Below are 22,554 nucleotides of genomic sequence, written 5' to 3' on the forward strand. Positions count from 1 at the left end.
TGTTTTGCCCGACGTGTCAAAGCGAGGCGCGGCGAAAAAAATCGCGTTTGAAAACAAGGGCATTCTACTTTGCATGGGGTTGTTTTCGCACTTTCTAATCCAGCAGCCGGCGAGCGGCCTCGACCAGAATGCCGTCAGGCCGGCGCAGCGCCTCGAGAATGGTGAAGTGATCGGCGCCTTGCACTGGAATGAGCTTGCCGGGCGCCTTCGCGGCCGCGCGCTTGTCGTGGAGATTGATCGAATCCAGCACCAGCGCCGGCAGCTCGTTGCTGCCATAGGCGATATCGAGCCGCTTTGGCGTGACGGGCAGGCGAAGCGGCGAGAGCCGGGCGATTTCCTCGTCCGTCAGCTTCAGCGCGTTGTTGAGGCCGGTATCGCGGATCGGCGCCAGATCGTAGACGCCGGATAGCGCCAGCCCCGCATGGACGCGCGGATGGTCGAGCGCCATCGCAACGAGATGGGCGCCCGCGGACCAGCCCGACAGCACGACCGGCCCGGCGATGCCATAGGATGCGCCGTGCGCGGCGAGCCAGTCGAGCGCGCGCGGGATTTCGCCGACGATGTCGGTCAGGGACACCTCGGGTGCCAGCGAATAGCCGGGAATGGCGACCGACCAGCCATGCGCCGCGACGCCTTCGACCAGCATGGCGAACAGCTCGCGGGAGTTGCGCTGCCAGTAGCCGCCATGCAGGAAGACCAGGCAGGGCGCCTCCGGTCTCGCGGCCGGATAGAGGTCGATCTTGTTGTTCGTGCGCTCGCCGTAAGGCAGGTCGAGATGGGATGTGAGCGTGCCGCGCAGCCGCGCTGAAGCTTCATTGCGCTCGGCGATCAGGGCCGCACTGTTCTTGACGGCGCCGTTGTTGTCATAGGCGGCGTTGCGTTCCTCCTGGGACAATTCCGCCCATTTGGCGCGGGGATCGAAGGGGCGATCTGTCGAGCGTGTCTCGTTGACCATGGAGTCTCCGGGCGGCATGTCGCGGCTCGTCGTAGCCGCGATCGGCTTCGCTCCTGTCTGCCATGAATCCTGTTCGAATTGAACATCGCTCGCACTCAGGCGAGGGATGCATCGTTCGCGGGGCCTCTTTCAGCAGGCCGTAAACGGACGGGTTCGCGCAGGCAAGACCGCCGCCGGGAACTGGCTCATGAAGGCGCGGGTCTTCGGCTGAACACGCGATCCGTCGATCACCTCGAGCCGGCCGCAGCGGTTCAGGGTGTGCAGCTTCCGGCCGGGCCATGCCGGTCCGGGCTTGAGCGAGTGGCGAACGATCTGCCTGAACGTCGTCGGCGACAGCTCGACGACTTCCGCCAGGGCGAGGGCTGCGCCGTATCCGTCGGTACAATTCTGCACCGGCCGCCACAGTCTTTCGTTGATCGTGACGAAATTCCCCGCCGGTCGCACACTTGCGCGATCGATCAGGACCGGGTTGCTGGCATGGGGCAGCCAGGGGCCGAGCAGGTGGTCGGCGTAATAGATCGCAAGCGAATCCGAATAGCCGCCGGCTCCGTCGCGCCAGGCGCCAAACAGATAGTTCAAGCCGTTGTGCCGCGTGATCGTCACATCGGCGAGCTCGAGGCCCGACAGCAGCGTCGCATGCCGTTCCCATTTGTCGGGAAACCGAACGCATTTGTAGAGGGCGACGTCCCCGTTGACCGAACTCTCCGGGATCATCCACAACTCGCCATCGTTCTCGATCAGGAACGGATAGGACAGGTGCCAGGGCTCTTCCAGCACCGGCACGACGGCGCCGACTGGCCCGGTGTCACCGAACTCGATCGCCGAAATGATTCCCTTGCCGACCCGGTGATCGAGATCCTCGAAAAAGACGAACGTTCGCCCTCGCCAGGTGACGGGAAAGGGATCGGCGTAGAAATGGTTTCCGGGATCTTCCAGAACGTGCCAGCGAGGCCCGGACAGATCTCCCGTCTGCCAGATGCCTGCGCCGTCATTGAAGCGCCATCCGATATGCCAATGCGGGGCGTAGCAGCAGAGGCGATAGATCTCCTTGGCGATCGAGACGGCGAGGCCGCGCGCGACGTAGCCAAGCGGTCCACGGCGGGTCGCATCTCCGGCGGGGCGCGCCAGCTGCGGCAGAAGTCGCGGCCTTCCTGACAGGATGGCAGAGATCATGGTCAGGGTTCGCGCCATGACCGTTTCGAGCGCGCCGCTCAGGCCGGCCGCAATTTCTCCCGACGGGTGAGCGCGATCGAGGACGGCGCCATCGATCTCGTTGACGATGTCGATCACCGGCAGGTCGCCGGCGAGAATGGCGGCCAGCGCGGCGTTTTCGCCGGCGGCTCCGTTGAACAGCGGTCGGAGATACAGCCGAGCCGAACCGTTGGTGTCTCGTGCGGCGGTCGTGAAATCGACGATCACATCGGCCGTAGCAGCGCGAGCCTGCGTCCGTTCCGGAATGCTCTTCAGCCTGTCGGCGCCACTCGGTTTGCCCTTGTGCAGCACCATGCGTTCGAGCGCGAACAATGCGTCGAGACCTGCGGGACGCGACTCCGCCGCTTCAGTCCAGGCCATTTGAACCGGAACGTCCCGCCCGTCGATCGACAGCATCTCGCGGCGCATCCACTGCCGCGCATGGTCCCGTTCACAGCGAAACTCGATGATCATGTCGAGCCAATCTATTCCAGCGGATCAGGTCAAATGACCTGGTCGAGAATTCGAACGTATTCCTCCACCATGGCGTCCACCGAATACCGCAACTTCAGGCCTTTGGCGTTTTGTCGCAGTTCGTCGCGCAGGGGGTGGTCGGTCAGGAGTTTCGAGACGGTGGTCGACAGCTTCGCATGATCGGAGGTGTCGACGAAGAGTGCCGTCGGTTTTCCTTCGAAGGACAGCACCTCGCGCAGGACGGGAAGATCGGTGACGACCGAGGGAACGCCCGCGCTTGCGGCCTCGACTGCGGCGAGGCCGAAGGTCTCGGCCTGTGTCGGAAATACGAACACGTCCAGGCAGGTCAAGAAATCGGCCATCTGGCGCGGGGCGATTTCCCCGAGCAGATGCAATCTGTCCGATACTCGCAAATCATCCGCCAGCTGTTTCAGCCGGGCTTCGTCGGCGCCCTGGCCGGCCAGGGCGAGGTGCCAGGATGGTTGATCCGGCAGGAGGCGTATCGCGGCATCGAGCCGCTTGTGCGGGTGCAGCCTCGCGGCACAGCCGAGCAGGATGCGGTCCGTCGGCAGATTGAACTTCTCTCGCGCAGCTTCCTTCGTCAGGATCGGCGCCTTGTCGTCGAAGCCATGTGGCACATGCACCATGCGCGACCGATAAGCCGCGGGGTAGCGCGAATATTCGCGCTCCATGTCCAGCGAGTTCAGCGTGATGCGATCGAAGAAGCCGAGGCTGCCCATGACGATGTCGGCCGCGCGGACCGGCCAGCTCATCGACAGCGCGGACGAGACCTGATTGGCGACGACAGGGGCGCGGCAGACGAGGCGAGATGTGCCTGCGCCGATGACGTTGCCGAAATGCTGAAAGGTCAGAACGGCATCGGGCTCGATGGTCCTGATGTGACGGCCGAGCGTCCACAGCATTTGCAGCAGCGCCAGCGGTCGTCCGGGCCGGCTCGATGCGCAATAGAGGGTATCGGGCGGCTCGTCGAAGGAATCCGATTTACGGAAGAAGAACAGATTGGTGACGCGATAGCCGCGTGCGATCAGACCGGCGCCAAGCAGTCTGGAGATCTCCTGCGCGCCCGCGTTCTCGGCCTGGGTCTGGATGAGAAGGACGTGCGGCTTCGGTTCGCCGTTGCCCCGTCTTGCGAGCGCTGCTGCGGTCGACGGTAGCTTCGGTGCCTCGCCCAGTTCTGCGCCTGGCTGGTAATGGAGCACGGATCCCGACCCGCTAATGAAACGTTCACCTTCTTGATGCCGTACCTATCATGCGAGCATCGAGCGGACACCGAATAGCGACAAACGGAGTTAATGCGCGGCCCGCTGGAACAGCACCGTTCACAACAGAATGCCGGTGATTTCCGGATGGCGAGAAGCGCGCGCGTTAACCAATTGGTCACCTTCGCGTGGAGGCGGGTAACCGCGGATTAACCATAGATATTTACGGTGGAGTAGGCCACTGAACAGTGTTCGCCAGTTGAATCCGAGTAAAGTCCATGACGTTCGGTCGCCGCGCAGACCCGACAAGTTCCGGATCGACCGGTGTCGCCGCGTCGTGGCAGACTCGCAATGCGTCGAACGGTGAGGCTCGCGAAGCCGCAGCACGCCCCGGCGGGGTGCTCACCGTAGCCGGTGCGTTCTCTTTCATTCGGGACAATGCCCGCCGTATCCTGACGCTTGCTCTGGCGATCTTCGCCCTCGGCGTCGTCGTTCTGCTGGTGATCCCGGTCCGATTTGCGGCGACCGCGCTGGTCGTTGTCGATCCCCGGGAACAGCGCGTGACCGCGGACCAGGACGTTCTGCCGGGCATAGGGCAGGACAGCGCCGCACTGCAGAGCCTGGTTGAAGTGGCGAAGTCCGACGGTTTTCTCAACCCGCTGATCGAGCAGCTCAAGGTTCGGGACGACGAGGACATTTCCGGGGGGCACACCGACCCGACGCGCCTGCTCGAGAGATTCCGCAACCGTCTCGATATTTCCCGTCGCGGGCTCACCTATGTCATCGCCATCCGCTTCACCTCGAACCGGCCGGAGCGGGCGGCTTATTATGCCAACGCGATAGCGGAGGCGTTCGTCGCCAGCCAGAGTCGCAACCGCACCGATGCGACCGACGAGGCGGCCGACTGGCTCAGCGGCCGGCTCAAGACGTTGAACGACCGGCTGAGGGCGTCGGAGGACGCCGTGGCCACATTCAAGCTCGAGCACAGGATCGTCAACGCCGGCAAGGATGCCACGACCCAGCAATTGCGCGTGACCGAGCTGTCGCAGCAGGTCGCCGCTGCGCGCGCCCGGACCGAAGAGGCGAAAGCCCGCTACGAGCAGGCGCAGCGCGACGCGAAGGGGAATGTCGAGGGTCCCGCCAAGCAGGATCTCCTGAACGCCCTGCGCGCGCAGCGGTCGGCGCTCAACGATCAGATCGCGCAGAAGCGGGCGGTGTTCGGCGATCGCCATCCCGATCTCGTCATGTCGTACAGCCAGCTGAACGATCTCAACAGGCAGATCGAGGTTGAGCGCTCAAAGGGCATCGACACCGCAAAGTCGGAATACGAGGCCCAGCGCGATCAGCAGAAGGCGCTGGAAAGCCAGATGAAGGCGGCTGAATCTCAGCTCCTCGTCGACGGTCAGGCTCTGGTCCGCCTCCAGGAATTGCAGCGCGACGCCGAGGCCAACAGGAACATCTACGAGCAGTTCCTCTCGCGCTCCAAGACGACGAACGAACAGCGTCTCCTGCAGAGCTCCCAGACCAAGATTGCGTCGTCCGCCATTCCGCCGCTTCGTTCGACCCTTCCGCCGCTGCCCCTGCTGCTCGCCGCGCTCGCGATCGTCTCACTCCTGACATCGACGGCGGTCGTTGCGGCCACCGGACGCGGATCGGACAAGGTCGTTGAAGACGTTCGTGTCCCCGATCCGGCGCCGCGCCAGCCGGCGGCGTGGCCACGCCCGCCGGTGTGGGCTCGCATTCCCGACCTGTTGCCGAGCGACGTGCCCAGAAACATCTGGCAAGGTCCGGTATCCGCGACGGCTGAACTCGATCTCGGTCCTCATCTGCGCCCGCTGTTCGACAGGCTGGAGAAATTGCCGGCCCCGCGGGGCAAGATTGTCCTCGTGATGTCGGTCGGCAAGCGTGCCGGCGGCAACACCGTCGCGCGGTCGCTGAATCGGTGGGCGGTGAACAACGGCAGGCTGAGCGTCCTGATCCGGGTCGAGCCGGACCTCGGCGGGGCCGGACAGGCCAGGGGGCACGCGGACGGCACGACCACCGCAAGCTTTCCCGGTGTCGATGCGCTTCTGAGTGCCGGCAGAAGGCCCGAACTGTCACCCGCGGACGATATCCGTTCGGAGTTCGATCTGATCGTCGTCCATGCAACCTCCCTGGCCTTGCAGCCGGAGGCGGCGGCGCTCGCCGCTCATGCCGATCTGGTCATCCTGGTGGCTTGCGAAGACGCCGTCGATTCCGCTGCAATGCGCCGGGCCATGGCCGCGCTCTCCCGCTTTGGCGGCGTGCCGACCGGGCTCGTCATCAATCGCGTGCCGGCCGATCCGTCCACGGCGCGTCGTCGGGGCGAAGTGCTGGGCCTGGCCGGCTGATCGGCGCCTAATCGCCGGAGTCGGCACCGCGGACCGCATAGGCTCCGCGTTTCGATGCCTTGAAGCGCAACAGCACGAGAATTGAAGGGTCGACTCCGGTTCGCCGGCGACAGAGGATGTTGAGCGCGATGGTCGCGAGCGCCAGCGACACGGTGGCCGAGATCGCCGCGCCAAGCACGCCGAGCCAGGGAATCAGGACGAGAAATCCGACCAGCCGCAGCGCCACGTTCGCCGCGACGACGGGGACATAGATGCGCTCATGGCCCGTCAACTGCAAGATCGCCGCGGATGGACCGCCCGCTGCCTGGAACGCCGTTCCGATTGCGAGCACGATCAGCACCCAGTGCTGTGCGGCGAAATGAGGCCCGAACAGGTTGAGAAGATGGGGGCCGCCGATCCAGATCACGAGAAGTCCACTGGCCACGCAAAGCGCGGTCACTTCCGCCATGAGCTGCAACGTTCGCCCGAACTCCTGGTGGTTCTTGCTGAAGTACAGCGAAGGCAGCCGGCGCGCGCCGAAACTATACAGCGCCGCCGACAGCATGGCGAAGATGTTGGCCAGGCGCGACGCGGCGAAATAGATTCCTGCGGTCGCCGGATCGAGCATCCAGTAGACCAGAATGACGTCGAAATACTGGTTTGCCGCTTCCAGGATGGACGCGACCCAGAAATGGAGTGCGCTCGATCTCCAGCGGGACGTTTCGGAACGCGCTGCCGTGCCGCGGAAATCCGGCAGCGCTCGCGCGATCGCGACGATCTGGGCGCCGAGGCCCACCGACATCGCGACCGTCATCACGGCGATCAGCTCGGCGGGATCGAGCCGCCGATGACCGAACAACATGGCGAGCAGAAACAGGACGACGATGACCCGCCAGAAGAACTCGCGGTTACCTTCGCCCATGAGGATGCTGACCAGCGAGCGGGCGACCTGGCTGCCGAGCATCAGCCCGGCATTCACGGCGGTGTAGGCCGACACCGCGAGGATCAGCAGCCACCAATCGCCCCTCAAGCTCGCGACCGATGCGACTGCTGCGATCGCGATCAGCATCGCGACGGAGGTGATCTTGAAGCTCGAGAGGAGGACACCTTTGGTGAGGTCGGGCCGGTTTCCGACCTGATACTCGTTCAGGAATCGCACCAGGAGCGATTCCTGTCCGACCAGCCCCACGACCGCCGCGATCTGGGCGACCGAGAGCCAGGTTGCGAAGATGCCGAATCCATCGGGCGACATCGTTCGCGCTGCCAGCGAGAACAACGCAAACGCAAGCGCGCCGCTGCCAACCTTGAGAAGGATGGTTCCGGCAACGCCGCGCGTCACGTCGCGACGCATGAACTGGATGATGGATTCGATCATGGAAGTTGAGGGGCAACTCTCCCCAGAAGAAACACGTTCCGATACCGGCGATAGCCTAGCATGTCGAAAAACCACGAGTGTTAATGGGCGGCCTCCGGAAACCTGTCGGTCGCGGTCGATGTCGGCAAAACGCCCGCTGCGTCACGGTGGGACACCTTCGTCCCGGCCGTCCCAGATCGAGCGGAGGCCGTCTCCATCGAAAGACGACGTGATGTCGCCCTGACGAGACGCCGCCATGCGTTCCAGCGCGGCATTGCCGAAGATCGCGCTTTGTCGAACATCCTCGAGCAAGACGCGTGCCGGGACGCCGTCCGGCCGATCAGTGGTCCGGTTCATTAACCTCGATCGACGGAAATGATCGCGTTCGGTCCTGCGATACGACATCAGGCGGGATAATTGCACATGGGACCACCGTTAACCGTGGGAGCCTGGATCATGACGGCGGATAGCACCGTGACCGAGCCGATCGCCGCAGCTGCGACCGCGACGACGTTCGCGGACATCGCCATCGTCGGCGGCGGCCTTGCGGGTTCGCTCGCAGCCGCTGTGCTTGCGCGGGCAGGGCATCGCGTCGCGCTGGTCGACAAGCGTGCGGTCTATCCGGACGAGTTTCGGGTCGAAAAGATCGGCGGCCAGCAGCTGGAGATGTTCCGCAGGCTCGGCTTCATCGATGCTCTTGCGGGCGCCGGTTGCTCGTATGATCGCGTGCTCAATGTCAGGGAAGGCAAGGTGGTCGATGTCAGCGTCGGCCAGGCTTACGGGCTTCCCTACGCCGGTCTCGTCGCCATGGCGCGTAGCCAGCTGCCCGATCCGTCCAGCCTGATCGTCGACGAGGTCACCGCGATCACCTGCAGCGATGACGTTCAGCATCTGGAACTTGCCTCCGGCCGTGGCCTGAATGCGCGTCTCGTCGTTCTGGCCACCGGCATGGCGGGTGCGCTCGGCTACAAGCTCGGCATCAGGCGGCGCGTGCTGGCCGCGGGCCACTCGGTCTCGTTCGGCTTCACGATCGCCCGCCGCGATGGCGCGCCGTTCGATTTCAAGGCGCTGACTTGTTACGGCGAGCGAACCTGCGACGGCGTCGATTATCTCAGCCTGTTTCCGGTACCAGCCGGCATGCGGGCCAATCTCTTCATGTTCCGCGATCCGGCCGATCCCGTCATGCGTGAGCTGCGTCGCGACACGGAAGCAACGCTATTGCGCTTGCTGCCGGGACTGCAGCCTTACCTCGGCGATTTCCGCGTGACTGACCGGGTGCAGAACTGGGTGATGGACCTGTCCATCGTCGAAGGTCATCTCCAGCCGGGCGTCGTCCTCATCGGCGATGCGTTTCAGACCAATTGTCCTGCCGCCGGAACGGGCGTGGCCCGCCTGCTGGTGGACGTCGAGCGTCTTTGCACCGAATATGCGCCGCGGTGGCTCGCGACCGAAGGCATGAGCCAAGAGAAGATATCGCAGTTCTATTCCGATCCCGACAAGATCGCCGCGGATCAGCAGTCGCTGAAGATGGCGCGATTCCGCCAGGCGCTGACGTCCCGCGACGATATCAGCTGGGATGTGCGGCGACGATTGCACTTCCTGCGGCGAAGCATCACCCATCGGGTCGATCAGATGCGGCCGGGCTGGCTCGCGCAGGTCCGCAGCGCGCTGCGCGCCTGAGGCTGCATCCGCCGGCGCCTCGCGCCGGTCAGCGCGTTGGCGTCGATGTGCGGGTTGGCGAGAGCCTGAACTCGGACAGTCGCTTGGCGGCAAGTTTGAGCCAGGGCGCCTGCTTCAGTGCGAACAGGGATATCGCGCCCGCGGTGCTGCCAGCCTGCGTGACCGCCCACATCGGCGAAGGCTGGGCGCCGAACAATTTCTTGTATGGCTCGTCGCCGATGGTGAAGTCGAGCATCTGGTCTCCGCGCGCGATGCAATCCCTCGCCACCTGTTCGAACATCAGCGCTCCCAAGGACTGGCTCTTGTATCCGTCAATGTCGAAGGCGCTCATGATGACGAGGAAGCTGTCGCGGTGGTGCAATCCGAGCACGGCGGCGATCACCTCGCCATCCATCTTCATGGTATAGAGCCGCGCAAGGGAGCCGAGACCGCGGACCGCGACGTCGGAATAGAAGTCGTAATATTCGGGGCGCTGGAGCAGGTCTCCGTCGCCCTGCGACTGGAATCGCGGACCGCGGAATTTCCTCATCACGTCCAGCGCCTCGAGGACGGCAGCGCCGTCATCGCAGCATGAGAAGCTCAGGGCGCCCTTCTTCTGGAGCTGTCGATACTTCTTTGCGAGCTCCTTCTGATAGGAGCGGTCCAGTGCACTGGCCCGCCATTGCTCGAACGGAGCGACCAGAATGGTCGCGTAGGCATTGGTGTCCATCGCCACGCGGCGGGGCGCGCCCAGGAGGTTCTCGATCGGAAGCCGCCCGTCCGGCAGCTTGGTCATTCGGAGCAGGTCGAAAGGACGAACGAGGTGCCGAATCCCGGCGCATGCCTCCGCGTCCTTGAGCAGTTCGGAAAACACCGTCGGACTGCAAACGGGCGCCAGATAGTCGGAGACGCGCAGGTCGGCAAATTCGACGGTCCGTATCGGGCCTCGCCGAATCCGCAGCAACGGCAGCACCATCGCAAGCGCGCCCGTCGCACGGTAGCGAACTACGACAACCAGCGGGACTGCTTGCGCATGGGACGCGAGCCTGCTGTAGAGGCTGTGCAGCCAGAGAGGGTGCTGGAATGCGGTGGCGGCCGAGTGATCGAACAGCTCGGCATAGTCCGGCGACAGGAAGTCGAATGCCGGCTCGACGGCGATATCGAACGTGTTGCCAGGCGTGTTCATGCGTAACCAGGGAAACCGGATAATTCGGGAATGCTCGATCGAGCTGAGGCTTTATAGCAGGGGAGTGACGGCCGAGATACCGATGGGGTACGATTTGCATTAATTGACCGAGCCGGCCTCGTATCGTTACCGAACTCTTAAGATTTCGCGGCCGCCTGGGCCGGGACGTGGAGGCCAACCCGCGCTAGCAAATAATTAACCGCGTTTAAGGAAGGTCAATTCATGGCCAGCCTACAGACCGAGGCGGACTCCGGGTCCCCCGAGAGCGCGATCTGGAAGACGCGCAGCGTCGGCGTCGAGAGGATCGCCAGGGCCGCCATCGGCTGTTCGATCACCATCAACGTGGTGGCGTCGATGGGGACCTTCAACGCCGCGCTGCTCCCGGCGGAGCTGACCTATCTGCAACAGGCCGTCGCGATCCTGATGTGGGGCGTCCTCATCTACGCCAGCGCCTTCGTGCGTCCACATCTGCGGTTGCAGCTCAATCCCGATCTGATCGCGCTGATCGCCTTCTACGGCTTTGCCGTCATCTCCGTGTCCTGGACCAGCCTGAATACTGCTGCGATCATGAAGAGCCTGGCGCTCGCGATGACGACCTTCGGTGCATTCTGCCTCATCACGCGCATCGACATGGACGAGGTTGTCAGGGCCACAGCCCTGGGGCTCTTCATATTGGTCGCCGCATCGGCCTTCTGTGCGCTCGCCGTACCCGATATCGGGATCGACCATAGCTGGATGCATGGCGGTCAATGGCAGGGCATTTATGAATCGAAGCAGACGCTCGGTTTCGTCGGCGCCTATCTGATGTTCTTTGCCTGCTATCTGAAGATGAAGGGGCAGAGGTGGTCGGTCTTCCTCCCGACATTCCTTCTGGCATCCACATGTGTCCTCGCGTCGGAATCGCGCGGCGCCGGTGCGGTTGCCCTGGCCGCCTGCGCATTGCTCGTGACCTCGATGTGGTCGGTCGCCTGCATGAGACTCTATGCGGTGCTGCCATTCGTCATGAGCCTGCTGGCCGGCGCGTTGTTCCTCTATTTCTACGCGACGGGATACGACGCGATTCATGTCGGTGATGCGACCATCGATCTGACCGAGCGGACCTTCATCTGGCATTACGCCATCAGCCATTTTGATGACGCGCCGCTGCTCGGCTTCGGGATCAACGGCTTCTGGACGATCCCGGCGATCTACGACTATTTCGAGCAGAACCACGGCTGGGTGCTCGACAATTACCACAGCGGCTACATCGCGATCCTGATGGAAACCGGATTTCTCGGCTACATGCTGTTCGCCGCGAGCGTCCTTCTGTTCTCGAACAAGGTTCTCCATCTGATTTCCGCCCGCGCGATCGACCGGTCGCACTGCGCGCTGATCATCGGATTTGTCGTTCTCAGCTTTCAGACCAATTTTACGGAGACGACGCTCCTTCGTTCGACCATGTTCACGTCGGTGCTCCTGGTGGCGTTCTTCTTCGCGACGTGCAGGCCGGTGCCGCAGACCGATTTCTAGTCTCTACGAATGGAAGCAAGATGACCGCCATCCGCGCCCGCTGGCCGAGAAGCCTCAATCTTGCGATAACGGCGTTTGTCCTCGCGTCGCTCTTCTCCGGCGTTCATAGCGCCGGGCAGGCGGCCTCCCGTGATCTGCCGAAATTGGGGCGCGGCATCAATATTCTCGGCTATGACGGGATCTGGGAAGGCGGTCAGAACGCGCCGTTCCGCTTGGATAATCTGACGACCATCAAGAAGGCCGGGTTCTCGCACGTCAGGATCAATTTCTTCGGCTTCAAGTTCATGGGACCGGGGAACGTGCTGGACGAGATCGTCCTGCGGCGGCTCGATGCCGTCATCGAGGAAGTCCTTGCGAGGAATCTCATTCCGATCGTTGACGAGCACGACACGCACATTTGCCAACGCGACGTGCCCGGATGCGGCGAGAAGCTCAGGGCGTTCTGGCGCCAGATAGCCGAGCGCTACACCGGGAAATTTCCTGCGCTGGTCTTCGAGGTCCTGAACGAGCCGGGCGGACAAATGACGTCCGCCGAGTGGAACTCGCTCCTCAACGAATGTCTTGAAATCATCCGCCGCACCAATCCGGCGCGGCCGGTCATTGCCGCCGTTCTCAACACGGACGACATTCCCGTCGACGACCTGGCCTTGCCGGCCGACGACAGGAATTTGATCGTCACGTTTCACTATTACGCGCCGATACGCTTCACGCATCAAGGCGCGCCGTGGTCCCGGACGTTTTCGCAGATCGGGCCGCTGGATTGGGGCAGCCCGGACGACGAAGCGAGGGCTGCCGCCGACTTCAGGAAGATGAGCCTATGGGCGGAGAAGGAGAAACGCCCGATCTATCTCGGCGAGTTCGGGGTGTACGAGCGTGCGCCATCCGACAGTCGCCGGCGATATTTGTCGTTCATGGCGAGAAGCGCCGACAGGCTTGGCTGGTCATGGGCCTACTGGCAATTCGATCATGACTTTGCGGCCTTCGACAGCGCTCGTCAGGCCTGGAAGCCGGACGTCCTGCGTGCGCTGATCCCGCCGCCGCATTGAAACGGCGGTCGTGATTTCGTTGCACAGTTTTGCTGCACCACGATATGAATCGCGGCAGATTTCGCTGCAATAACGCGCTTGACTTCGCAAGCGATCTCAACGACCGTATCGTGTAAGCGTTGGGCAGTACGGCCCGTCAACGCGGCGAGTTTCAACCATTTCCAACATCACGCGGATATTGCGTGCTCGGTTGGCGGCGAGGGCGCCCTCGGCTTAACGGCCGGCGGGCGCTTTTTCTTTTTGGAACGAATGATGGCGCGGACGCAGTATCGGATCGGCGTAATGTTCTCGACGACGGGCTCCTACAGCGTCGTCGCGCGCTCGATGCTCAACGGCGCGCTGCTCGCCTTTCGCGAGTTCAATGCGAGCCGCGACGACGTGGTGCTGGAGCCGGTCGTGGTCAATCCGTCCGGCGACCTCGCGAGCTATCGTTCGCTCAGCCTCGATCTTCTCGGCTCCGGCATCCGCCACGTGGTCGGCTGCTACACCTCGTCGAGCCGCAAGGAGGTGATCCCGTGCTTCGAGAAGTTCGACGGCCTGCTGTGGTATCCCTCGCACTACGAGGGTTTCGAGAGTTCCGATAACGTCATCTATACCGGCGCTGCGCCGAACCAGCACGTGCTGCCGCTCGTCGACTACCTGGCATCCCGCGTCGGCTCGCGCGCCTTCTGCGTCGGCTCCAACTACATCTGGGCCTGGGAGAACAATCGCATCTTCCGCGAGGCGCTGATTGCGCGGGGCGGCACCGTGCTCGCCGAGCGCTATCTGTCGGTCGGCGATACCGAGGTCGACCAGGTGATCGCGGCGATCATCGATCAGCGCCCGGACTTCGTCTTCAACAATCTGATCGGCACCAGCGCCTATGCGTTCTTCCGGGCCTTCCGCGCTGCTTGCCGGGCGCGCGGCATCGACCAGGCGGCGGAAATTCCGGTCGCGAGCTGCACGCTGTCGGAGCCGGAGCTGCCGGAGATCGGGCCGGACGCGGTCGACGGGCATCTGTCGTCGAGCGTCTATTTCTCGTCGCTGAATTCGCCGGAGAATGCTGCTTTCATTGGTGCCTATTCGCAATCCTTTCCGGATGGGCCGGTGTCGTCCGCAGATGCCGAAGCGTCCTACATCGCCGTCAAGCTGCTCGCGGCGGCGCTGTCGCAGGCCGGCACCGACGATGCCCGCACGGTGCGCGCCGCCGTGGCCGACCAGCGCCTGCACGCCCCGCAAGGCGAGGTCCGTATCGACCGCCAGACCTTTCACGCCTGGCTGACTCCGCGGATCGGCCGCTCGACCACGAGCGGGCAGTTCGAAGTGTTGCTGGAATCGCGCGAGCCGATTGCGCCCGATCCCTATCTCGTCCAGTCGTCGCCGCGCTTTGCCAGCGCAATGCGCTCTCCGCTGTTGAAAGTGGTGCAATCATGAGCTCTCGACTGCTACAGAACTTCAAGGGCGGCCGCGCCATCGTCGTGACACGGCGAGGGGGATGGGAGAGCACGCTCGAAATGACGCTCGCAAAGCTGGGCGTCTCCACGGAATATCCTGAAATCGTCGACGGCCGTGCGCAGATCGACGCCGCAAGCCTCCAGGCCGACCGTGACATCCTGTTCATCGACGGCGATCTCGAAGGCGCGGTGGCGATCGAGGTCGATCCCGCCTCGCGCCTGCCGCCGGTGCCGGTGATCGGCCTCGTCGGTGTCGAGGCGCCGAGCCGGCTCAAGGCGCTCGTCAATCTCGGTGCGACCTCCTTCCTGCGCAAGCCGGTGCATGGCGGCGCGGTCTATACGTCACTGTTCATGGGCATCAACCAGTTCCTGCTGCGTAGCGAGATGTCCGAGCGCTTGCAGGACCTCGAAGACCGCCGTCGCGGACGTCGCGCGGTGATCCGGGCCGTTATTCTGCTGATGCAGCAGGACGGTCTCGACGAGGAGGGTGCCTATTCCCGGCTCCGCCGCGACAGCATGCGCGCGCGGCAGAACATGGAACTCTATTGCGAGGAGTTTCTGAGCAAGCGGGCGAAGCCGCCCGATACGTCCGGCCGCACAACCGGCATCACGCTGCAAGGCGGCAACAAGCAGGCCATCTAGGAGAAGCAAAATGACCAAGTCTGTATTGCGGGGGCTGCGCGCCGCAGCCCTCACGGGGACGCTTGTCTTCGGATCACTTCAGGCGCTCGCGGCGGAAAACCCGATCAAGCTCGGCGTGCTGGAGGATCAATCCGGCGACTTCGCCGCGGCCACGATCGGCAAGTTCCACGCGATTCAGCTGGCCGCCGACGAAATCAACAAGGCCGGCGGCATTATGGGCCGGCCGCTCGAACTCGTCGCTTACGACACGCAGTCCGACAACACCCGCTACCAGGAGTTCATGCGCCGCGTGCTCCAGCGCGACAAGGTCGACGTCGTGTTCGCGGGCTTCTCCTCGGCCTCGCGCGAGGCCTATCGCCCGATCGTCGACCAGTTCAACGGCTTCGCCTTCTACAACAACCAGTATGAGGGCGGCGTCTGCGACGGCCACATGATTGTCACGGGCGCAGTGCCCGAGCAGCAGTTCTCGACCCTCATCCCCTACATGATGGAGAAGTACGGCAAGAACGTCTACACGCTCGCGGCCGACTACAATTTCGGCCAGATCTCGGCGGAATGGGTCCGCAAGATCGTCAAGGAGAACGGCGGCAAGATGGCCGGCGAGGAGTTCATCCCGCTCGGCGTCTCGCAATTCTCGCAGAGCGTCCAGAACATCCAGAAGGCCAAGCCGGACTTCGTGGTCACGCTTCTGGTCGGCACCGCGCAGGCCTCCTATTACGAGCAGGCGGCCTCGGCCAACGTCAACCTGCCGATGGCCTCCTCGGTCAATGTCGGCCAGGGCTACGAGCACAAGCGCTTCAAGCCGCCGAGCCTGAAGGACATGTTCGTCACCACGAACTACATCGAGGAGATCGACTCGCCCAAGAGCAAGGAATTCTACGCCAAGTTCAAGGCGAAGTTTCCGAGCGAGCCCTACGTGAACCAGGAGGCGGAGAACTCCTATCTCGCCGTCTATCTCTACAAGCAGATGGTGGAGCGGGCGAAGTCGACCAAGCGGGAGGAGATCCGCAAGGTCATTGCACTCGGTGATGTCTGCATGGACGCGCCCGAAGGCAAGGTCTGCATCGACCCGAAGAGCCAGCACATGTCGCACACGATCTACCTGGCGAAGGTCGGCGCCGATCATTCGATCTCGTTCCCGAAGGTCTGGGAGGACATCAAGCCGTATTGGCTGGGTGAAGCCGGCTGCGACCTCACCAAGAAGGATCCGATGGCCCAGTACACGCCGTCGAATCCGCCGCCGAAACCCTGACCGGCGGCTGGTCGCCCCGGCCCTCCAGGCACGCCTCCGGCGTTGCCGGCGGGCCGGGGCGATCACGGACATCTGCGGCGGCAACGTCGCGTCCTCCCACATCCTGGTTGATTCATGGACATCGCGACCCTTGCATTCTCGGCGCTCTATCAATTCGGCGACGCCTTCGCATTTCTCGTGCTCTCGGCCTGCGGCCTCGCGGTGATCTTCGGCATGATGGGCGTGATCAATCTCGCCCATGGCGAGTTCATCATGTGCGGCGCCTATGTCACGGCGGCGAGCGTGCATGCGGGCCTGCCATTGCCGCTCGGGATCCTCGCCGGCACCGTCGTGTCGGCGCTGGTCGGCGTGGTGGTGGAGCTCGCGGTCATCCGCCATCTCTACGACCGGCCGCTCGACACCATCGTCGCCACCTGGGGGCTCAGCCTGATCGCCACGCAAGGCACGCTGATCATGGTCGGCTCGACCATGGCCGGCGTCGGCACGCCGTTCGGCAGTTTCCAGGTCGGCGACTACTCCTATTCGATCTATCGCATCGTGCTGTTCTGCTCCGCGCTCGGCGTGCTCGCGGCGCTCTATGCGCTGTTCAACTGGACGCGCTTCGGCGTGCTGGCGCGCGCCACGATCCAGGTGCCGCACATGGCCGCTGCGCTCGGCGTCGACACGCGCCTGATCTACAGCCTCACCTTCGCCTGCGGGGCGGGGCTCGCCGGCCTTGCCGGCGGCCTCTACGCGCCGACCATGACGCTGGTGCCGACCATGGGCGCGACTTTCATCATGGAGGCTTTCGTCACCGTCGTGATCGGTGGGGCCGACGTGTTTCTGGGCACGGCGCCGGCTGGCGGCGTGCTTGCGGTGGTGAAGTCGGTGATGACCTCGTGGCAGGGGCAGTTGTTCGGCCAGATCGGCCTGCTGGTCGCTGTCATCATCGTGGTCCGGGTGCTGCCGAAGGGCATTTCGGGCTTCGTGCTCCGCGAGCGCACCTGACGGAGTGGAGTTGTCGTGAGCGGTTTGTTGTCCCTGTTTCGTCATCTCGAAGGTCCTCAGACTGCCGGCCGGGGGCCGGCGTTCTGGAGCCTGTTCGGCCTCGTGCTCGCTGCGGCGTGCGCCTATCCGCTGTTCAGCGACGGCTACACCGTCGGCAACACCGTCTACTTCTTCGTCTGGGTCTTCATCGCGCTCAGCCTCTGCCTGATCTGGGGGTATGGCGGATCGCTCTCCTTCGGTCAGACCGCTTTCTTCGGCATCGCGGGCTACGGCTATGGCGTCCTCACCCTCAATTTCGGCTCGGCCTATGGTTTCACCCTGGTCGCACTGGTGCTTGCCATCGCGATCGCGGCGCTGTTCGCGCTTCTGCTCGGCTATTTCATGTTCTTCGGGCGGATCGCCGGCGTATTCCTGGGCATCGTCACGCTGGCGGTGACGTTGATGCTGGAGCGCTTCATGGCCCAGACCGCGGGGCCGGAATGGCACATCGGCTCGGCGCGCTTGAACGGTTTCAACGGCATGAGCGCGATGCCGCCTTTGACGATCCCGTGGCCGGGAGAGCCGCTCGTGCTGTTCGCCGACATCGGCCTCTACTATGTCGTGCTCGGACTGCTCGTGCTGGTCTATCTCGGCCTGCGCATCCTGATGAATTCCGCCTTCGGCAACGTGATTGTCGCGATCCGCGAGAATCCCGAACGCGCAGAGATGCTCGGATACGACATCCGCAAATACCAGCTCATCACCTTCGTGATCGGCGCCGCGCTCGCGGGCCTGTCCGGCGTGCTCTACACGGTGTGGGGGCAGTATATCACCCCGTCCAGCATGGGCATGACGGCCGCAGCCTTGCCGCTGATCTGGGTCGCGGTCGGCGGCCGCAGCGATCTGACTTCGACGCTGATCGGAACGCTGGTGGTCCTCGCCGGTTTTCAGGCCCTGACCATCTATGGCAGCCAGTACGCGCTGGTCTTCATGGGCGTGCTGCTGGTGCTCACCGTGCTGATCGCGCCGAACGGGCTCGTGCTGGGCGCGATGAACTGGCTCGGCCGCCTCGCGGCTCGCTTCACGCAGAGGGCGAGCTGATGTCGCTGCTGGAGCTGCGCAAGCTGAACAAGCATTTTGGCGGCCTGCACGTCACCAACGCCGTGGACCTGACGCTCGAGGCCGGCGAGATTCATTGCCTGATCGGCCCGAACGGCGCCGGCAAGAGCACGCTGTTCCGTCTGATCCTGGGCGAGCATCATCCCGGAAGCGGTGAGATATTTTTCGCGGACGAGAACATCACCGCCCTGAAGTCCTTTGCGCGCATCCACCGCGGGCTGTCGGTCAAGTTTCAGGTGCCTGGCGTGTTCAAGGGCTTGTCGGTCCGTCAGAACCTGGAGATCGCGCTGCAGAGCCGTCACCGCGGGCGGGCATTGCTGGAGGAGATCGACCGGCTGCTGGCCTTTCTCGGCCTCGGGGCCGAGCAGGCGCAGATGGCGGGCAATCTCAGCCACGGTCAGAAGCAATGGCTCGAGATCGGCATGGCGATCAGCCTGAAGCCGCGCCTCCTGCTGCTGGACGAGCCGACCGCCGGCATGTCGCCGGAGGAAACCCACATGACCGGCGAAATGGTGCAGCGGCTCAACGCCGACGGCATGACCGTACTGGCGATCGAGCACGACATGGCGTTCGTCCGTCAGGTGGCGCAGCGCGTCACGGTGCTGCATCTCGGTCAGGTCTTCGCCCAGGGCTCGATCAACCAGATCATCGCCGACGAACGCGTCGCGGCCATCTATCTGGGGCAGGCCCATGCTTGACATGCCGCGCAAGGAAGTGATCCTCGCAACGCTCGGCCTGCGCGCCGGCTACGGCGGCAAGCCCGTGCTCCAGGGCCTCGAGATCGAGGTGCGCGAGGGCGAGATCGTCGCCGTCATCGGCCGCAACGGCGTCGGCAAGTCCACGCTGATGAAGAGCCTGATCGGGCTCGTGCCGGCCATGAGCGGCTCGATCGTCTATCGCGGCGAGGCCGTGGAGGCATTGCCCGCGCACAAGCGGGCGCGCCTCGGCATGGGCTATGTGCCGCAGGGGCGCGACGTGTTTCCGCGCCTGACGGTTGCGGAGAACATCGCCGTCGGCGCGGCGATCGGGAAGGGCGGCATTCCCGAGGCCGGCCGGCGCAGGATCGTCGAGGCATTTCCGATCCTCGCCGAACGCTGGAGCCAGCGCGCCGGCACCATGTCCGGCGGCCAGCAGCAGCAGCTCGCGATCGGCCGCGTGCTGATCGCCGATCCCCATCTCATCCTGCTCGACGAACCCTCGGAGGGCATCCAGCCCAACATCGTCCAGGACATCGCGCGCAACATGGTCGAGCTCAACCGCCGGACCGGCGTGACCATCATCCTGGTCGAGCAGAATCTCGACATGATCCGCGCCATGGCGCAGCGCTGCTACGTCATGGACAAGGGTCGCATCGTCGCAACTCTCGACCGCTCAGCGCTCGACGACGAGGCGGAGATGCGCCGCCATCTGGCAGTTTGAAAGCCTACGACAGAAGGAGAAAAGCAAATGTCCTGGCAGAACGATTCCATCATGGCACGCAAAGGCGTCGCCAAGGGCGAGCGCGGCAAGCAGTACACCATCACGGAGAGCGAGCAGGGCAAGTACCACTACGTCTACGGCCCCTATGTGAAGCCGGTGCTGACGGTCGATCCCGGTGCCGTCGTCGCCGCCGAGACGCATGATGCCTTCGAAGGCGCGATCAAGCACGAGACCGACAGCCCGTCGAAGATTCTCAACTTTCCATTCCTCAATCCGCAGAACGGGCCGATCCACGTCAACGGTGCAGAAAAGGGTGACACGCTCGCGGTCTATATCGAGAGCATCGTGCCGCGTGGGCCGCAGCCGTGCGGCACGACCGTGGTCATGCCGGATTTCGGCGGCCTGGTCTCGACCGGGCAGACCGCACTGCTCAACCCGGCGCTGCCGGAGCGCGTGAAGAAGCTCGTGATCGACGCCAAGACCGGGACCAAATGGAACGACAAGATCACGCTGCCCTATGAGCCCTTCATCGGCACGATCGGCACCTCGCCGGAGATCGAGGCGATCTCGTCGCTGGTCCCGGACTATTACGGCGGCAACATGGATCTGCCCGATGTCGGTGTGGGCGCGATCGTCTATCTGCCCGTGAACACCAAGGGCGCCTTGCTCTATCTCGGTGACTGCCATGCGGCGCAGGGCGACGGCGAGCTCTGCGGCGTCGCGATCGAGCATCCCACGGTCACCACGGTGCAGGTCGACCTGATCAAGGGCTGGACCATCGCCTGGCCACGGCTCGAGACGAAGGACTTCATCATGACCATCGGCTCCGCCCGGCCGATGGAGGATGCCGCGCGCATTGCCTATCGCGAATTGTGCCGCTGGATGGCGGCCGATTACGGTTTCGACGAGATCGACGCCTACATGCTGCTGACCCAGGCCGGCCGTGTCCGCCTCGGCAACATGGTCGATCCCAAATACACGCTCGGCGCGTCCATCAAGAAGTCCTTTCTCGTCTGAGGGACGGCAGATGTCGCGCGTGCACAAGATCGCCACCGTCCAGTTCGAGCCGACCATGTTCGAGAAGGAGCGCAATATCGCGCGCCTGCTCGAACTGTGCGAGCAGGCCGCAATCGCCGGCGCGAGACTGATCGTCACCCCGGAAATGGGAACGACCGGCTATTGCTGGTTCGATCGTGCCGAGGTGGCGCCTTTCGTCGAGACGATACCCGGCCCGACGACGGACCGGTTCGCCGCGCTGGCGCGCAAGCATGATTGCTACATCGTGGTCGGCATGCCTGAGGTCGATCGGGACGGCATCTATTTCAACAGCGCCGTTCTGATCGGTCCTGAGGGGATGATCGGGCGACATCGCAAGACCCATCCCTATATTTCGGAGCCGAAATGGGCTGCGTCGGGTGATCTCCACAATCAGGTCTTCGAGACCCCGATCGGCCGGATCGCGCTGCTGATCTGCATGGACATCCATTTCGTCGAGACGGCGCGGTTGATGGCGCTCGGCGGTGCCGACGTCATCTGCCACATCTCGAACTGGCTCGCGGAACGCACGCCGGCGCCGTACTGGATCAGCCGCGCGTTCGAGAACGGCTGCTATGTGATCGAAAGCAACCGCTGGGGGCTGGAACGCAACGTCCAGTTCAGCGGCGGCAGTTGCGTGATCGCGCCCGACGGCGAGGTGACGGCGGTGCTGGACAAGGGCGACGGCGTCCTCCTTGCGGAGATCGACCTTGACCTTGCGCGGTCGCGCCGCGTGCTCGGCGAATCCATTTTCCTGCAACGCCGACCCGAGCTGTACCCCGAATTGCTCACCGACACGTTCAGCTGGAATCCGCGCGACTTCTTCGGTCTCTACGGCCACCAGCCGTGGCCGATGGGATCGCGCTCCGAGATCAGCGTCGCTCAGTTCGCGCCGGGCGATGATCCCGCATCGAATCTGAGGGAGATCGCCACGCTCGCGCGGCAGGCCAAGGCGGCTGGCGCGAGGCTCGTGGTGTTTCCGGAGCTCGCCGCCACGGGTCTTGCAGACCCTGCCGGATCGGCGCAGCCGATTCCTGGCCCGGTGACCGAGGGCCTGACCGCGCTCGCCGCGGAGCTCGGGATTCACCTCGTCTGCGGACTGGCCGAGCGCGAGGGCGACGAGGTCTTCAACAGCGCCTGCCTGGTTGCGCCTGATGGAACGATCTCGCGGTATCGCAAGACGCACCTGACTGCGGACGAGCGCTCCTGGGCTACGGCCGGAGAGGCGTGGTGCGTCGTGGACACGGCCATCGGACGCATCGGTCTTCTGATCGGGCATGACGCCGTGTTTCCGGAGACGGGCCGGGTGCTCGCCCTCCGCGGCTGCGACGTCATCGCCTGTCCGGCGGCGATCAGCGGCCGCTTCAGTTCTTCGCATGCGGGAACGGCCGTCTCGCAGCCACAGCCGATTCCGACCGGCGCCGATCCGCATCATTGGCATCATTTCCGCGTCCGCGCCGGCGAGAACAACGTCTTCCTGGCGTTTGCCAACGTGTTCGATCCAGAACACGGCTATCCCGGCCTGAGCGGTGTGTTCGGTCCCGATACGTTCGAGTTCCCGCGCCGCGAGGCGATCGCAACTGACGGCACGGGCCTTGCAACGGCTGTGGTCGACACCACCAATCTCGACAGCGTGTATCCGACCAACGTCGTGCGACGGAAGGATCTGGTGTCGATGCGGATGCCGCACAGCTATCGGGGACTGGTCCGGGCCGTGGCGAGCAATCATTGAGGGCGTGAGCTCAT

18 protein-coding genes are annotated in these 22,554 nt (G+C 64.0%); 13 read left to right on the forward strand and 5 right to left on the reverse strand.

The genetic code is table 11. The annotated features are described in order from the left end of the window. Positions 1–94 precede the first annotated feature (94 nt). The 3 genes from AC1RUR_RS06775 to AC1RUR_RS06785 form a co-directional block, all read right to left on the reverse strand. Positions 95–955, reverse strand: coding sequence for an alpha/beta hydrolase (locus AC1RUR_RS06775; RefSeq protein ID WP_492842317.1), 861 nt, complete (start codon positions 953–955; stop codon positions 95–97). Between the two features lie 129 nt (positions 956–1,084). Then, entirely contained in the window at positions 1,085–2,620 is a 1,536-nt protein-coding gene (locus tag AC1RUR_RS06780; RefSeq protein ID WP_492842318.1) for a glucosamine inositolphosphorylceramide transferase family protein, read from the reverse strand. Between the two features lie 29 nt (positions 2,621–2,649). Next, positions 2,650–3,840 carry a glycosyltransferase family 4 protein gene (locus AC1RUR_RS06785; protein ID WP_492842319.1) on the reverse strand — a complete coding sequence of 397 codons (1,191 nt, stop codon included), beginning with the start codon at positions 3,838–3,840 and terminating at the stop codon, positions 2,650–2,652. A gap of 278 nt (positions 3,841–4,118) precedes the next feature. On the opposite strand from AC1RUR_RS06785, the gene AC1RUR_RS06790 reads away from it, so the two are divergent. Then, entirely contained in the window at positions 4,119–6,209 is a 2,091-nt protein-coding gene (locus AC1RUR_RS06790) for a GumC family protein (RefSeq protein WP_492842320.1), read from the forward strand. Positions 6,210–6,216: 7 nt separating this feature from the next. On the opposite strand, the gene AC1RUR_RS06795 is transcribed toward AC1RUR_RS06790, so the two are convergent. Beyond that, positions 6,217–7,563: a lipopolysaccharide biosynthesis protein gene (locus AC1RUR_RS06795; protein ID WP_492842321.1), complete on the reverse strand. Its 1,347-nt coding sequence runs from the start codon at positions 7,561–7,563 to the stop codon at positions 6,217–6,219. Positions 7,564–7,998: 435 nt separating this feature from the next. On the opposite strand from AC1RUR_RS06795, the gene AC1RUR_RS06800 reads away from it, so the two are divergent. Continuing rightward, on the forward strand, positions 7,999–9,222 hold the full coding sequence (locus AC1RUR_RS06800) for an FAD-dependent oxidoreductase (RefSeq protein ID WP_492842322.1): 1,224 nt from the start codon (positions 7,999–8,001) through the stop codon (positions 9,220–9,222). Positions 9,223–9,250: 28 nt separating this feature from the next. Here AC1RUR_RS06800 and AC1RUR_RS06805 read toward each other — a convergent pair whose 3' ends face one another. Beyond that, the gene (locus AC1RUR_RS06805; protein ID WP_492842323.1) at positions 9,251–10,387 is read right to left on the reverse strand and encodes a GNAT family N-acetyltransferase; all 1,137 of its coding nucleotides are present in this window, start codon (positions 10,385–10,387) and stop codon (positions 9,251–9,253) included. A 222-nt stretch (positions 10,388–10,609) separates the two neighbouring features. Between AC1RUR_RS06805 and AC1RUR_RS06810 the strand changes: the two genes are divergently transcribed. The 11 genes from AC1RUR_RS06810 to AC1RUR_RS06860 all read left to right on the forward strand — a co-directional run bounded on the left by AC1RUR_RS06810 (position 10,610) and on the right by AC1RUR_RS06860 (position 22,540). Then, positions 10,610–11,896 carry an O-antigen ligase family protein gene (locus AC1RUR_RS06810; RefSeq protein ID WP_492842324.1) on the forward strand — a complete coding sequence of 429 codons (1,287 nt, stop codon included), beginning with the start codon at positions 10,610–10,612 and terminating at the stop codon, positions 11,894–11,896. Positions 11,897–11,916: 20 nt separating this feature from the next. After that, positions 11,917–12,942: a glycoside hydrolase family 5 protein gene (locus AC1RUR_RS06815; RefSeq protein ID WP_492842403.1), complete on the forward strand. Its 1,026-nt coding sequence runs from the start codon at positions 11,917–11,919 to the stop codon at positions 12,940–12,942. 252 nt (positions 12,943–13,194) lie between these two features. Further along, entirely contained in the window at positions 13,195–14,355 is a 1,161-nt protein-coding gene (locus AC1RUR_RS06820; protein WP_492842325.1) for a transporter substrate-binding domain-containing protein, read from the forward strand. Then, entirely contained in the window at positions 14,352–15,017 is a 666-nt protein-coding gene (locus AC1RUR_RS06825) for an ANTAR domain-containing response regulator (protein WP_492842326.1), read from the forward strand. The genes AC1RUR_RS06820 and AC1RUR_RS06825 overlap by 4 nt, the downstream gene beginning before the upstream one ends. A 10-nt stretch (positions 15,018–15,027) precedes the next feature. Next, positions 15,028–16,269, forward strand: a complete 1,242-nt coding sequence (locus AC1RUR_RS06830) for an urea ABC transporter substrate-binding protein (RefSeq protein ID WP_492842327.1) — start codon at positions 15,028–15,030, stop codon at positions 16,267–16,269. Positions 16,270–16,383: 114 nt separating this feature from the next. Next, positions 16,384–17,256, forward strand: a complete 873-nt coding sequence (locus tag AC1RUR_RS06835) for an ABC transporter permease subunit (protein WP_492842328.1) — start codon at positions 16,384–16,386, stop codon at positions 17,254–17,256. A 15-nt stretch (positions 17,257–17,271) separates the two neighbouring features. Beyond that, complete coding sequence (locus tag AC1RUR_RS06840) at positions 17,272–18,336, forward strand: branched-chain amino acid ABC transporter permease (protein ID WP_492842329.1); 1,065 nt, start codon at positions 17,272–17,274, stop codon at positions 18,334–18,336. Then, positions 18,336–19,052, forward strand: coding sequence for an ABC transporter ATP-binding protein (locus tag AC1RUR_RS06845; protein WP_492842330.1), 717 nt, complete (start codon positions 18,336–18,338; stop codon positions 19,050–19,052). The genes AC1RUR_RS06840 and AC1RUR_RS06845 overlap by 1 nt, the downstream gene beginning before the upstream one ends. A 1-nt stretch (position 19,053) precedes the next feature. Beyond that, on the forward strand, positions 19,054–19,773 hold the full coding sequence (locus tag AC1RUR_RS06850) for an ABC transporter ATP-binding protein (RefSeq protein WP_492842404.1): 720 nt from the start codon (positions 19,054–19,056) through the stop codon (positions 19,771–19,773). 27 nt (positions 19,774–19,800) lie between these two features. After that, positions 19,801–20,790: an acetamidase/formamidase family protein gene (locus tag AC1RUR_RS06855; protein WP_492842331.1), complete on the forward strand. Its 990-nt coding sequence runs from the start codon at positions 19,801–19,803 to the stop codon at positions 20,788–20,790. A 10-nt stretch (positions 20,791–20,800) separates the two neighbouring features. Next, a complete protein-coding gene (locus AC1RUR_RS06860) occupies positions 20,801–22,540 on the forward strand; it encodes a nitrilase-related carbon-nitrogen hydrolase (RefSeq protein WP_492842332.1) in 1,740 nt (579 codons plus the stop codon). The last annotated feature ends 14 nt before the right edge of the window (positions 22,541–22,554 follow it).

Source organism: Bradyrhizobium sp. GW821-FHT12B03 (assembly GCF_058807535.1).